Consider the following 12,619-nt stretch of genomic DNA (forward strand, 5'->3'; position numbering starts at 1 on the left):
TTGAAGAAGTTCAGTTTTAGGCTGCAATCTATCTTAGATTTAAAAGAGCAAGAGGAGGAATCTATTAAAAAAGAGTTAGCTGAGTTAATGCAACAACGCCAAAGGGTAGAAGATAAGATTAACTCTTTTAAGCATGATAAAAGTCAGATACAGAGAAATTTAGAGGAATCTGAGGAAGAATCTGTCAATTTGATTAATGCTTTAAGATCTCGTGAATATATTAAATATTTACAAGGTATGATAGAAGATTTAAAGCTGAAATTGGAACATTGGGATGAAGAGATAAGTAAATGTCGTAAAAAATTACTTGCTAAGACCAAAGAGAAGAAGGTTTTAGCTAAGTTAAAAGAGAGAAAGCATGAAGAATATTGGAAGAATTTTTTAGCAGAAGAACAGAAATTAAATGATGAGCTTGCTACAAATAAATTTAATCGTAAAGAGAAGAGTTTAGATGGACTTATTTAATTTTTTATATAATTTTGTGAAGTGTATTTAGGCTAGATTTTATAATCATTACTTTATAGATTTTATTTTGAATTTGGATGCCTATATAGATAAATATAAATTTAGGAGGAAGTAATCGATGAAGAAGGTACTCCTAGGAATATTAATATTACTGATTTTAGCTGGAGCAACACTATTTTTGTTAGATTACTTTAAAGTCTTTACATTTGAAGACATTAAAGAGAAAGTATTGGCAGAGGCGAAGAGTATTCCTGTAATTGCTGATTATATGGTAACTAAGGATCAAAATAAAGAGTTAGAAGGTAAACTAAAGGAACTACAAGATGAGTTATTTAAGGTAGAAGAACAGAATCAAAGTTTATTAGAAGAGCTAAAGGCTCGTGACAATAAAGTGCTAGAACAAGAAGATACTATTATTAATTTACAGGCAGATATTAAAAAAGTTACTGAAGATACAAGAGATTATAAAGCAAAAGTCAAACGTCTAGCAGATGTATATGCTGAAATGGAAGCAGTGAAGTCTGCTGATATATTACCTAAATTGGATACGAAATTGGTAATCGATATATTAAATAAGATGGATGAAGAGATAGTAGCAGAGATACTATCTGAAATGGATACAGCTATAGCTGTTGAGATATCTAATCAATTATCTTATTGAAAGGAGGTGAGAAGATGACTGAGATGGTTTCGATGATGAACTTGATGAATACTAAGCCTGCTTCTGCACCAAAGAATAATAGTGTAGAGAAGAATGATAAAAATGATGATTTTGTATCCTCATTAGAAAAAAAGATTAAAAAAGCTTCTAATAAAGCTTCTGACAAATCTACAGAAGATAAGGTTACATTAAATGAGAAAGATATTAAAAAATTAGAGGAAATTATTGAAAAAAATCCTGAAGACCTTAGTCAAGAGGATATAGCAGGGGTAATTACTGCTTTAACTAATATTATCAATCAGCTTAGTGAACTTAAGTTATCAACAGATGGTACTAAAGGTGAGAAACTAGCATTAAATCAATCACTTAAAGGAATAATTAAAGGGCTTGAAACTGTTAAGTCTAAATTCATAAAAATTGATCTAAAAGAATTTAATTTAAAAAATTTGGATTTAAAGAGATCTGATTTAAAGAATTTGGATTTAAAAGAAGGCTCTGAATTGTTCCCTAAAAAAGAGATAAAAGAACTATTGGCTAATCTAAAAGGGAAATTTATTAATAGTGGAGATGGTGAAAAAGAACGAATGATACACCATAGGGCAATCAATCAAAGTAATATAGCTAGGTTAAGTAGAGATAATCAGAATAAAGTAGAACGTAATATAGATATAAAAGGAAAAGATATAGTAGTAGAAGAAAATAAGGTAGTCACTAAAAGTGAACAAATCTTTACTGAAAAGTCTAAAGATATTATCGTTAGTTCTGAACAACAGGGAAGTAAAGAGGTTGACTTTAGCTCTACTAAAAACTTTGTTGTTAACAATTCTCAAACTTTAGATAATACTAGCCCTAATAAAATAATTGTGAGTAATAAAGAGGTCACATTTAAGAATATAGCTGATCAAATTACTAAGCAAGTTGATTTGGTCTCTAACAATAAAGGTAAAGATATTACTATTGAATTAAGACCAGAAGCCCTAGGTAGATTGCATCTAAAGGTTACTGTCAAGGATGGTATAGTGTCAGCTAAAATCTTAGCTGAAAATGGCCAGATAAAGGAGTTATTAGAAGGTAACTTAGGTAAGTTGAGGAATAATTTAGGTCAAAAGAACTTACAAATAGAGAACTTTGATGTCTCTACTGGGCATAATGGTGAAGAGTTAGCCCAAAGTTTTAATGAGAATAGACAGTTTGAGTTCTCTCAAAATCAGGGCAAAGGTGATAGTAAGAAGGTTACTTTGGATGATACAGAAGAATTTGCTTTAATAGAAGAAGACCTTACTACTGAAGAGACTCAAGAAGAGAAGGAATATCCAATGGATAATTTAGATTATATTGCTTAAAGGGGGAAGACGATGAGTACAGTACAAAATACCTCATATACAAATGTTGAAGATATCAAAACTTATTCAAAGACTACTAAAGAAGCCAATAATAGCTTAACTACAGATGATTTTTTAAATTTGTTAGTTACTGAGTTACAATATCAAGATCCAACTGAACCAATGAATAATAGTGAAATGATGTCACAAATGACTGAGTATACTTCTTTACAGCAATCTGACAAATTAACTACAACAATAGAAAGTTTAAATGCAAGTATATCTAGTCTTATAAATTATCAACAATTTTCGCAAGCTGGTCAATTGATAGGTAAAGAAGTGACCGTAGAAAAGATAGATTCAGAGAGTGAGGAGACTACAACTATAACAGGAGAAATTGAAAGAGTGGATCTATCAGGAGGAAGTATCAGTGTGATTGTTGGAGGAGAATCATACTCAATAGATAACATAACACAGATTTTATCCTAGAAAGGAGTTGCTATGAATAGAATTTATTCTGATCGCTCTTTACACTTATCTCAGAGTTCTAAGCTAAAATCTAATAATATTACCCAAGAAAAAGCTGCTAATAACTTTAAAGAATTATTAAAGAAAGAATTGGCAGATGGTGGTAGTTTGAAATTATCAAAACATGCTGCAAAGAGGTTGCAATCACGAAATATAGGTTTTACAAATCAAGATATTAATAAATTAGAAACTGCAATCGATAAGGCAAAGAGCAAAGGTGCTAAAGAATCATTGATTTTAATTGATGATAATGCTTTTATTGTTAGTATAAAGAATAATACGGTAATAACAGCAATGGATAAGGATAGTATGGAGGATAACTTATTTACTAATATAGATAGTGCTATTATAATGAAATAACTGGACCCTAAAGGGAAGTTATAAATCACTGATTGATAGAGGTGATTTGCTTTAGCTAATAGCCGTAATTAGTAAGATGAATCCTTGTTGATATTAATCTTAAATATTACTTTTGACTGAAAAAATAAGGAGGTTTTTATAGATGTTAACTTCATTATACTCTGCAATATCAGGTTTACAAGCTCATACTAACAAGCTTGATGTTATTGGAAATAATATCGCTAATGTAAACACTACTGGATTTAAAAGTAGTAGAGTTAATTTCACAACTGTATTAAATCAGACTATTAAAGGTGCTACATCTCCTCAAGAAGGGCGTGGAGGGACTAACCCGCAACAGGTAGGGTTAGGTGTTAAGATAGGTAGCATTAATCAAAACATGACCCAAGGAAGTCCTCAATCTACAGGTGTTAGTACTGATTTATCACTTCAAGGTGATGGGTTCTTTGTTTTAGATAATGGTGGTAGTAAAGTATATACTAGATCTGGTGCAACGGCTTTTGATGAGGAGGGATATTTAGTTAATTCAGCTAATGGACTCTATATACAAGGTTGGATGGCTCGTTCTGACTTGGATGGAGATGGTAAGAGAGATGTAAATATTAATGGTGATTTAGAACCTATATCTTTAACTTCATCAATGCCAGCTAGTGCAACTGAGAATATTAATTATACTGGAAACTTGGATGCTAGTTCAGAGATTAATAAGACACATACTACTTCAATCTCTGTTTATGATTCTTTAGGTACTAAACATACTGTTAATTTAGAATTAGAAAAGACAGCAGATAATACATGGGATTATACAATAGCTAGTTCTGATAATGGTACTGATATTGTGGATGCTGGGACTAGTACAGGAACTCTTGTGTTTGACTCTGATGGTAATCTTGAATCGATAAATGGTACTAATTTAGATGGAAATGGAAATGGCAGTATCACTGATGCAGAGTTAGAAGCTGCTTTACCTAAGTTAATTATCAACCCAACTGGAGGAGCAGCAGCTAATCAAGAAATTACTCTTAATTTTAGTGAATTCACTCAATATGGTGATGTGTCTATGAGTGCTAAAGCTGACACAGTAGATGGTTATGCTGCAGGTGAATTAGAAGGAATTGAGATTGACAGTGCCGGGGTTATAACTGGTTCTTATAATAATGGACGCCTTGATACTATAGGGCAAATAGCAGTAGCTACCTTTAATAACCCTGCTGGTTTGAGTCAAGAAGCAGACACTATGTATGCAGAATCTAATAACTCAGGTCAGCCTGTAATTGGTATAGCAGGGGTAGGAAGTGCTGGGGTTATCAGTCCAGGGACTTTGGAGATGTCTAATGTAGATTTATCTTCAGAATTGACTGAAATGATTACTACTCAACGTGGATTCCAGGCTAACTCTAAAGTTATTACAACTGCAGATCAGATTTTGGAACAGTTAGTAAATCTTAAGAGATAAATTTTATGAGTAAAGGGGGGGTCCCCCTTTACTCGCAAAATCATATAAGCATGGAATTATAAAATTATTTATTATCTTATACTTGCTTAATAAAGGATGTGAGGGTTATTATAGAGTTAACTAGATTAAATAATTCTAAGTTAGTAATTAATGCAGAGTTAATTGAGACTATAGAATCAACCCCTGATACTGTGGTTACATTGACTACGAACCATAGATTAGTAGTTAAAGAAGATGTTGAGGAAGTGGTTGAAAAGGTGATTAACTATAAGAGAAAAATAGCCTTTCGACCTGAATAAAAGTGAGGTGACAGAATGGATTTAGCATCAATTGTTGGATTAGTATTAGCAACTATGCTGGTTTTAGCAGGTATGTTTCAGCAGGGAAATCTTATGATGTTCTTTGACCCTGCCTCTATATTAATTGTATTTGGGGGAACTTTAGGTGGAATTATTCTATCTTACTCCTTTAAACAGTTAAAGAATGCTATGGTATCAATGAAGATTGCATTTTCTGGACAGAGTAATGAAGCTGGAGATATTATCTCTATTCTAGTAAGTTTTGCAGAGAAAGCAAGAAGAGAGGGATTGCTTGCTTTAGAAGAAGAAGTATATGAGTTAGATGATGATTTCTTAAAGAAGGGTGTACAGTTGATAGTTGACGGTACAGACCCACAGCTTGTAAAGAGTATTATGGAAACAGAATTAAACTTTATAGAAGAACGACACTCAGTCAATAAAGGTGTTTTTGACACAGGTGCAGAGTTGTCTCCAGCCTTTGGTATGATTGGTACCTTGATAGGATTGATTGGTATGTTAGCTGGTTTGGATGATCCAAGCTCTTTAGGGGCTGGAATGTCTGTAGCTTTGATTACAACTTTATATGGTTCACTGATGGCTAATGTTTTCTTTATTCCAATAGGAGCAAAATTAAAGGTTAAAAGTAAGCAAGAGATATTATCTAAAGAGGTAATGATTGAAGGGATCTTATCTATACAAGCTGGAGAGAATCCAAGGATTGTAGAAGAGAAATTAAAGGCTTTCTTATCACCAAGTTCTAGAAGTGGCCTCAATTCAGAAAACGAGGGAGGGGGTATGAATGCCGCGGGATAATAAACCAAAGCAGGAGGATAGTGGTGGTTCTTGGTTAACTACCTATGGTGATATGATGACACTATTATTATGTTTCTTCGTACTATTATATTCCTTTTCTAGTATTGATGCTGAAAAGTTTCAGATGATGATGGAAGGGTTGCAAGGTAAACTTGGAGTATTAACTGGAGGAAAAACTATAGTAGAAGGTGCATTGATAGATACAGGTTTTGATGCTCAAAATCCAAGCTTTAGAGAGTTTAATAATCTACAAGGTAGGATCAGCAATTATATTGAGCAAGAAGGATTGGCTGATGATATTAGTTTAGAGATAACTGATAGGGGATTAACTATCCACTTTACTGGAAAAGTATTATTTGATTTAGGTCAAGCTGATATAAAGGCTAGTGCCCATCAAATTTTAAATAAGATGGCTGGCTTTATAGAAGGATTAGATAATGAAATAGTAGTAGAAGGACATACTGATAACTGGCCTATTAGTAATTCTAAATTTCCATCTAATTGGGAATTATCTACGACAAGGGCCACTAACGTAATTAGGTATTTTATTGAAAATAATGGGATTGATCCTATCCGTCTATCGGCTGCAGGATACTCTAAATATAAACCATTGGTAGATAATGATACTGAGGATCATAGAGCAAGAAACCGTCGAGTAGATTTAATAATATTGAGATTGGATGAAGAGGAGGGGATGATTAATGAGTGAAGCAAAGGGAGGTAACAATATAATTATAATTATATTAGCTATCTTTATATCTGTCTTATTAGCTAGTGGAGCATCATATTTCATGTTTACTAAATTTGTAGGAAGTGCTGCTAACAGTAAGGCTCAAATAAATGGTGCTTCTAAAGAGTTAGGAACTACTACAGCAATTGGTCAGTTTTTAGTTAATCTAGCTGATGGTAGAAGATTTATTAAAGTTAATATTGTCTTAGAAGTTAGTAATGATAAAGTAGTTGCTGAACTTACAGAAAGACAACCACAGATAAGGGATGCAATTATAACTATATTAAGAGGAAAAGATAATAATCAAATTAATTCTAATGAAGGTGTTAGAAAGTTAAGAACTGAAATTATGAATAAAATTAATCAAAACCTGATTAAAGGTAAAGTAACAAATGTATTCTTTACTGAATTTGTTGTTCAATAGCTATTATTAATAAAATTATGATTTTTACTGAAAAGAGTTTACTATATAAGAAAGATGATGATTTATAGAGGATTAAATATAATTATATTTAATTCTTTAATGGAGTAGGGGGAGAAATATGTCATCAAATAGAGTGTTATCCCAAAATGAAATAGATTCTTTACTAGAAGCATTATCCTCAGGACAGATAGAAACAGAAGAGTTAAAAGATGATGGAGCAGAAGTAGTAGAGGTTTATGATTTTAAACATCCTAATAAGTTATCTAAGGATCAATTAAGAACTTTAAGAATGGTTTATGAAGGATTTGCTCGCTTATTAAGTACTGCTATTTCTACCCAATTAAGAACAATGACCAAGTTTGAGCTTGCATCAATTGACCAGCTATCTTATGAGGAATTTGTAAGTTCTTTACCTCAACCTACAATTTTGTCTGTTTGTGATTTCTATCCTCTTCATGGAGAATTTATTATTGAGATTAATCCTAAAATAGGTTATGCTATTATTGAGCGTCTATTTGGAGGAAACATTGAAGGAACCTTGAATATGGTTAGGGAATTTACTGATATTGAAGAGGTAGTATTGAAAAAGATCAATAAAACAATTTTGGATAGTTTTAGCGAGGCTTGGGAGAATGTAGTTGATTTAAGACCTAGGGTAAAGGAGCTTGAATCAAACCCACAGTTTACTCAAATTGTTCCTAATAATGATATGGTTATATTAGCTACCTTTGAAGCAGCAATTGGTAAGATTGATGGGCTAATAAATATTAGTATACCATATATCGTTTTAGAACCAATTGTATCTAAGTTAAGTGCTCAATACTGGTTTTCATCAGCAAGAAAGGATAAGGCTGTTGAGAGCTTAAATAAGATAAAACAAAGGTTAGGTAAAGCTAAGCTACCAATTGAAGCACAATTGGGTAAAACAAGTACCACTGTAGCTCAATTATTACAATTAGAGGTAGGAGATGTTATTAAGCTCAACACTAAAACGACTGAAGATTTAATAATATATATCAATAATAGAAAGAAATTTTCTGCAAAACCAGGAAAGCGTGGAAGCAAATTAGCCATAGAAATTACTTCAGCTATTCCTGAAGATGATTGGGAGGATGAAGACCATGAATGATGCTTTGTCACAAGAAGAAATCAATGCTTTATTAAATGGTGGTATTGAAGATGAGGTAGATGATAATACTAATAGTATAGACATGGAAGACATATTAACAGATTTAGAGAAGGACGCGTTAGGTGAGGTTGCTAATATCTCTATGGGTTCAGCTGCTACAGCTTTGTATGGTTTATTAAACCAGAAGGTAGAGATTACAACTCCTCGTGTAGAATTTAGTACAGTAAGTGAATTGGTTGATAGTTATAATAGACCTTGTATTGTAGTTGATGTACAGTATGTTGAAGGGTTAAAAGGTAGTAATCAACTAATACTTGAAGTCAGTGATGCTGCAATTATTACTGACTTAATGATGGGAGGAGATGGTACTGCACCTCCTGAGGAGTTAAGTGAACTCCATATTAGTGCTGTAGGAGAAGCAATGAATCAGATGATGGGGTCAGCATCTACGTCAATGTCTGACTTTTTTGAAGGGGATAAAATTAATATATCTCCACCTAAGGCAGAATTGTTAGAATTAAGTACTGATATCTTTAATTTAGAAGGTGTTAATGACGATGATGTAGTTGTAAAGGTAGTCTTTGATATGCATATTGGAGATTTAATTGATAGCCAAATTATTCAAGTTATGACTGTTGATTTTGCTCAGAAGTTAGCAAATGCATTAATGGGTAGCATGGCTACTGGTGTAGAAGATAAACCTTCTGAGACTTCTAACCAACAACAGCCACAACAAGGAATGCAGCAACAGAATCCACAACTAGGTCAACAGCAACAAGCACAACAACAAATGTATCAGCAACCGATGTATCAACAGCCAATGTACCAACAACCGATGTATCAGCAACCTATGCCACAGCAGAATGTTGAGGTACAATCAGTAGAGTTTAATGAATTAGGTATGCCCCAAGGACAGGGATTAAATAACGATATTAGATTAATTCATGATGTAACTTTAGAATTGACAGTTCGCTTAGGAAAGACCAGAATGTCTATTAAAGATATTTTAGAATTAGGACCAGGATCTGTTATTGAGTTGGATAGATTGGCAGGAGAAGCAGTAGATTTGTTGGTTAATGGCAAACTTATTGCTAAAGGAGAAGTTGTTGTTATTGATGAAAACTTTGGTTTTAGGGTAACTGATATTGTAAGTTCTGAAGAGCGCTTAAGAAAATTATAATCTAAGGATTGATAATATGGAGTATGCTTTTGAACTATTAAAGGTATTATTAGCTTTGCTAATTGTACTAGCTATCTTTTATGGCATAGTAAAGTTTATGAAGGATAAAAGAAGTCTCTTTAATAAAACAAATCAACTTCAAGTATTAGAGAAGTGTTATTTAGATACTGGTCATATTTTATATTTGGTTAAGGTGGTAGATAAAGTCTGGTTACTATCCTCTACAAAAGAAAAAATTGAATTTATCGAAGAGATTGATACAATAAATTTAGAGCTTCAAGAGAAAGGGGAATCAAACCTCTTGAAGAATAGTAAGGACTGATTCGATGAAGCAGAGATGGATGCAAATTATAATACTAACTTTGATGATATTGGTAATATTACAAAATAATGCTTTTGCTGAAACTAGATTTACTATTCCTAATTTAAAGATTCAAATTGGTGATGAGGTGGAAGGTGATGAACCACAGGATTTAGCTCTTTCATTAAAGATATTATTATTACTGACGATATTAACTCTAGCTCCATCGATTTTAATTTTAGTAACTTCCTTTACTAGAATTGTTGTTGTATTGTCACTTTTAAGAAGAGCTGTAGGGACTCAACAGATGCCACCTAATCAAATTATAATTGGTTTAGCAATCTTTATGACAATTTATATTATGGCTCCTGTTTGGACTCAGATTAATGATCAGGCATTACAGCCATATTTGAATGAGGAGATAAATCAAAGTACGGCTTTAGAAACTGCATTAAATCCATTAAGAGCTTTTATGTTTAAGCAGACTCGTGAGAAGGATTTAGCACTTTTTGTTAATATGTCTAAGGTTGATAGGCCTAATAACAAGGATGATATTCCAACCTATGTTTTGATACCTGCTTTTGTTATTAGTGAGTTAAAGACTGCTTTCCAGATTGGTTTTATGATCTATATACCATTTATAGTGATAGATATGATTGTAGCAAGTACCTTGATGTCTATGGGAATGATGATGTTACCCCCAGTAATGATTTCATTACCATTTAAGATACTTTTGTTTGTTTTGGTTGATGGATGGTACTTGGTAATCAAATCCTTAGTGGAGACCTTTCATTAAAGGAGGACTTTAGATGAATCAAACATTAGTAATTGAATTAGGGACACAGGCATTGCTTACAGTAATTAAGGTATCAGCACCTATGTTAGGTCTAGGGATGACTGTTGGTTTGCTAGTCAGTATTTTTCAAGCAACTACGCAACTTCAAGAGCAGACTTTGACCTTTATTCCTAAGATTTTAGCAGTATTATCTGCTATTATCTTTTTTGGACCTTGGATGTTAAATGTTTTGGTAGACTTTATTACTGAACTATTTACTAATCTCCCTAATTATATCGGTTGATAGGGGTGACAAGAGATGCTAGCAGAAGAACTGATAAATCAAGTCTATTACTTCATATTAATCCTAGCAAGAGTTTTAGGTTTTTTGTTAATTGCCCCTATCTTTGGAAGCAAGGCCTTGCCTAATAAACTAAAGATAGGGTTGGCAGCAATTATCACTATTATTTTATTACCAATTATTTCCTTTGATGGGCTTGAAGCCCCAGAAGGGTTATTAATTATCTCTTTTCAAATTGTAATTGAGCTGTTTATTGGGTTTATAATAGGTTTTATTATGTCTCTAAATTTTATGGCTCTTCAATTGGCAGGACAATTTATTGATACAAGAATAGGATTTGCAATGGCTAGTGTAATTGATCCTCAAAATGGGATTCGGTCTCCTTTAATGGGTCAGTTTAAGAATATATTAGCTACATTGCTCTTTTTAATTATAAATGGTCATCATTATTTATTAAAAGCTTTAACTGATAGTTTTAGTATAGTTGGGGTGACCAAATTTCAGGGTTCTGCAGAGTTGGTATGGGCATTATTCAGAATTATTGGTGAATTATTTCCAATAGGTTTTAGGTTGGCTCTACCGATTATAGCTATCTTATTTATAGTTGATTTGGCTTTTGGTTTGGTAGCTAGAGTTGTTCCTCAGTTAAATGTCTTTATGATGGGGATGCCTACTAAGGTACTTGTAGGTATGATATTTTTAATTATTATTCTACCAAGTTATATAAATACCCTACAAGACCTCTTTGCTGGGACGACTGAGAATATCTATAATATATTAAAATTAATGATAGAAAGAGGATAACGATATGGCATCAGGAGAGAAAACAGAAAAGGCCACCCCCAAGAAGAGGAGTGAGGCTAGAAAAGAGGGACAAGTTGCTAAGAGTAAAGAGTTAAGTAGTGCTTTTACTCTCTTATTTAGTTTTTTGATGTTATCCTTCTGGTTTAAATATATGCTTCATGAGATTATTACTTTTACTAATAAAATATTTATGAATTATTTTGAGATGGAATTATCTATTAATAATTTTCATACCCTTTTAATTGAGGTAATAGTCTTTATTGCAAAGATAGTTGCTCCATTATTATTGGTATCAGCTTTGGTGGGAGTAGCAGTAAGTTATATACAAGTTGGTTTTCTTTATACTCCTAAAGTATTGATTCCTAAGTTTAGTAAGTTAAACCCTTTAAAGGGGATAAAGCAGATAATGTTTTCTAAACGTTCTTTAGTAGAATTAATCAAATCTATCATGAAAATAACTATCGTTGTATCAATAGCATACAGCACTATAAAAAAAGTTGCAGGTAAATTTTCGATGTTGACTAATAGTAGTTGGGCCAGTTCATTAAACTTAATAGGAGATACTGCCTATTCTTTAGCTACGAAGATAAGTGCAGTTTTTATTATATTAGGGATAGCTGATTTTATGTATCAAAAATGGCAACATGAGGAAGACCTTAAGATGAGTAAACAAGAGGTTAAACAAGAAAGGGAGAATGCTGAAGGTAAGCCTGAAGTTAAATCTAAGCGTAGACAGAAGCAACAAGAGATGGCTATGAGTAGAATGATGCAGGATATACCTGATGCTTCCGTTGTTATTACCAACCCAACCCATTTTGCTGTAGCTATTAAGTTTGAGATGGATGAGATGGATGTCCCTATTGTAGTAGCTAAAGGGCAAGATGAATTGGCACTAAGAATTAAAGAGGTCGCTAAAGAAAATAATGTTGAGATTGTAGAAGAGAAGCCCTTGGCTCGGGCTTTATATAGACTTGTTGATGTTGGTGAAGAGATACCCCTTGATTTGTACCAAGCAGTAGCTGAAGTACTAGCTTATGTTTATCAATTAGATCAAGAAAGGAGGTCATAGTA

General features: G+C 32.8%; 17 protein-coding genes. All 17 read left to right on the top strand.

The genetic code is table 11. From position 1 onward, the window contains the following. The 17 genes from fliJ to flhB all read left to right on the top strand — a co-directional run bounded on the left by fliJ (nt 1) and on the right by flhB (nt 12,617). Nucleotides 1-465, top strand: a complete 465-nt coding sequence (gene fliJ / locus U472_RS06290; protein ID WP_068716618.1) for a flagellar export protein FliJ — start codon at nt 1-3, stop codon at nt 463-465. 118 nt (nt 466-583) lie between these two features. Beyond that, nucleotides 584-1,126, top strand: coding sequence for a MotE family protein (locus U472_RS06295; protein ID WP_068716620.1), 543 nt, complete (start codon nt 584-586; stop codon nt 1,124-1,126). Between the two features lie 14 nt (nt 1,127-1,140). Next, nucleotides 1,141-2,469, top strand: coding sequence for a flagellar hook-length control protein FliK (locus tag U472_RS06300; protein ID WP_068716622.1), 1,329 nt, complete (start codon nt 1,141-1,143; stop codon nt 2,467-2,469). A 12-nt stretch (nt 2,470-2,481) separates the two neighbouring features. Beyond that, nucleotides 2,482-2,937 (top strand): flagellar hook assembly protein FlgD, encoded by a 456-nt coding sequence (locus U472_RS06305; protein ID WP_068716625.1) that lies wholly within the window; start codon nt 2,482-2,484, stop codon nt 2,935-2,937. A 12-nt stretch (nt 2,938-2,949) separates the two neighbouring features. Continuing rightward, complete coding sequence (locus U472_RS06310) at nt 2,950-3,336, top strand: TIGR02530 family flagellar biosynthesis protein (protein WP_068716627.1); 387 nt, start codon at nt 2,950-2,952, stop codon at nt 3,334-3,336. A 142-nt stretch (nt 3,337-3,478) separates the two neighbouring features. Continuing rightward, the gene (locus U472_RS06315) at nt 3,479-4,792 is read left to right on the top strand and encodes a flagellar hook protein FlgE (RefSeq protein WP_068716629.1); all 1,314 of its coding nucleotides are present in this window, start codon (nt 3,479-3,481) and stop codon (nt 4,790-4,792) included. Nucleotides 4,793-4,899: 107 nt separating this feature from the next. Then, nucleotides 4,900-5,091: a flagellar FlbD family protein gene (locus U472_RS06320; protein WP_068717266.1), complete on the top strand. Its 192-nt coding sequence runs from the start codon at nt 4,900-4,902 to the stop codon at nt 5,089-5,091. 15 nt (nt 5,092-5,106) lie between these two features. Then, complete coding sequence (locus U472_RS06325; protein ID WP_068716631.1) at nt 5,107-5,904, top strand: motility protein A; 798 nt, start codon at nt 5,107-5,109, stop codon at nt 5,902-5,904. Beyond that, on the top strand, nt 5,891-6,613 hold the full coding sequence (locus U472_RS06330) for an OmpA/MotB family protein (RefSeq protein WP_068716633.1): 723 nt from the start codon (nt 5,891-5,893) through the stop codon (nt 6,611-6,613). The genes U472_RS06325 and U472_RS06330 overlap by 14 nt, the downstream gene beginning before the upstream one ends. Further along, nucleotides 6,606-7,058, top strand: coding sequence for a flagellar basal body-associated FliL family protein (locus U472_RS06335; RefSeq protein ID WP_068716635.1), 453 nt, complete (start codon nt 6,606-6,608; stop codon nt 7,056-7,058). Before U472_RS06330 ends, U472_RS06335 begins: the two co-directional genes overlap by 8 nt. A gap of 118 nt (nt 7,059-7,176) precedes the next feature. Then, nucleotides 7,177-8,187 carry a flagellar motor switch protein FliM gene (gene fliM, locus U472_RS06340; RefSeq protein ID WP_068716637.1) on the top strand — a complete coding sequence of 337 codons (1,011 nt, stop codon included), beginning with the start codon at nt 7,177-7,179 and terminating at the stop codon, nt 8,185-8,187. Then, nucleotides 8,180-9,367 carry a flagellar motor switch phosphatase FliY gene (gene fliY / locus U472_RS06345; protein WP_068716639.1) on the top strand — a complete coding sequence of 396 codons (1,188 nt, stop codon included), beginning with the start codon at nt 8,180-8,182 and terminating at the stop codon, nt 9,365-9,367. Before fliM ends, fliY begins: the two co-directional genes overlap by 8 nt. Nucleotides 9,368-9,383: 16 nt before the next feature. Next, nucleotides 9,384-9,689, top strand: a complete 306-nt coding sequence (locus tag U472_RS06350) for a flagellar biosynthetic protein FliO (protein WP_068716641.1) — start codon at nt 9,384-9,386, stop codon at nt 9,687-9,689. Between the two features lie 4 nt (nt 9,690-9,693). After that, on the top strand, nt 9,694-10,464 hold the full coding sequence (gene fliP, locus U472_RS06355; protein WP_068716643.1) for a flagellar type III secretion system pore protein FliP: 771 nt from the start codon (nt 9,694-9,696) through the stop codon (nt 10,462-10,464). Nucleotides 10,465-10,477: 13 nt separating this feature from the next. Further along, nucleotides 10,478-10,747, top strand: a complete 270-nt coding sequence (fliQ, locus tag U472_RS06360) for a flagellar biosynthesis protein FliQ (protein ID WP_068716645.1) — start codon at nt 10,478-10,480, stop codon at nt 10,745-10,747. A 15-nt stretch (nt 10,748-10,762) separates the two neighbouring features. Beyond that, entirely contained in the window at nt 10,763-11,548 is a 786-nt protein-coding gene (gene fliR, locus U472_RS06365; protein WP_068716647.1) for a flagellar biosynthetic protein FliR, read from the top strand. Nucleotides 11,549-11,552: 4 nt separating this feature from the next. Beyond that, on the top strand, nt 11,553-12,617 hold the full coding sequence (flhB, locus tag U472_RS06370; RefSeq protein WP_068716649.1) for a flagellar biosynthesis protein FlhB: 1,065 nt from the start codon (nt 11,553-11,555) through the stop codon (nt 12,615-12,617). Nucleotides 12,618-12,619 lie beyond the last annotated feature (2 nt).

It is taken from the genome of Orenia metallireducens, from assembly GCF_001693735.1.
Lineage (GTDB): Bacteria > Bacillota > Halanaerobiia > Halobacteroidales > Halobacteroidaceae > Orenia > Orenia metallireducens.

What these genes read in the sequence shown, in the direction of transcription:
- U472_RS06295 (WP_068716620.1), top strand. Translation starts at nt 584, where the DNA reads ATGAAGAAGGTACTCCTAGGAATATTAATATTACTGATTTTAGCTGGA.
- U472_RS06300 (WP_068716622.1), top strand. Translation starts at nt 1,141, where the DNA reads ATGACTGAGATGGTTTCGATGATGAACTTGATGAATACTAAGCCTGCT.
- U472_RS06305 (WP_068716625.1), top strand. Translation starts at nt 2,482, where the DNA reads ATGAGTACAGTACAAAATACCTCATATACAAATGTTGAAGATATCAAA.
- U472_RS06310 (WP_068716627.1), top strand. Translation starts at nt 2,950, where the DNA reads ATGAATAGAATTTATTCTGATCGCTCTTTACACTTATCTCAGAGTTCT.
- U472_RS06315 (WP_068716629.1), top strand. Translation starts at nt 3,479, where the DNA reads ATGTTAACTTCATTATACTCTGCAATATCAGGTTTACAAGCTCATACT.
- U472_RS06325 (WP_068716631.1), top strand. Translation starts at nt 5,107, where the DNA reads ATGGATTTAGCATCAATTGTTGGATTAGTATTAGCAACTATGCTGGTT.
- U472_RS06330 (WP_068716633.1), top strand. Translation starts at nt 5,891, where the DNA reads ATGCCGCGGGATAATAAACCAAAGCAGGAGGATAGTGGTGGTTCTTGG.
- U472_RS06335 (WP_068716635.1), top strand. Translation starts at nt 6,606, where the DNA reads ATGAGTGAAGCAAAGGGAGGTAACAATATAATTATAATTATATTAGCT.
- fliM (WP_068716637.1), top strand. Translation starts at nt 7,177, where the DNA reads ATGTCATCAAATAGAGTGTTATCCCAAAATGAAATAGATTCTTTACTA.
- fliY (WP_068716639.1), top strand. Translation starts at nt 8,180, where the DNA reads ATGAATGATGCTTTGTCACAAGAAGAAATCAATGCTTTATTAAATGGT.
- U472_RS06350 (WP_068716641.1), top strand. Translation starts at nt 9,384, where the DNA reads ATGGAGTATGCTTTTGAACTATTAAAGGTATTATTAGCTTTGCTAATT.
- fliP (WP_068716643.1), top strand. Translation starts at nt 9,694, where the DNA reads ATGAAGCAGAGATGGATGCAAATTATAATACTAACTTTGATGATATTG.
- fliQ (WP_068716645.1), top strand. Translation starts at nt 10,478, where the DNA reads ATGAATCAAACATTAGTAATTGAATTAGGGACACAGGCATTGCTTACA.
- fliR (WP_068716647.1), top strand. Translation starts at nt 10,763, where the DNA reads ATGCTAGCAGAAGAACTGATAAATCAAGTCTATTACTTCATATTAATC.
- flhB (WP_068716649.1), top strand. Translation starts at nt 11,553, where the DNA reads ATGGCATCAGGAGAGAAAACAGAAAAGGCCACCCCCAAGAAGAGGAGT.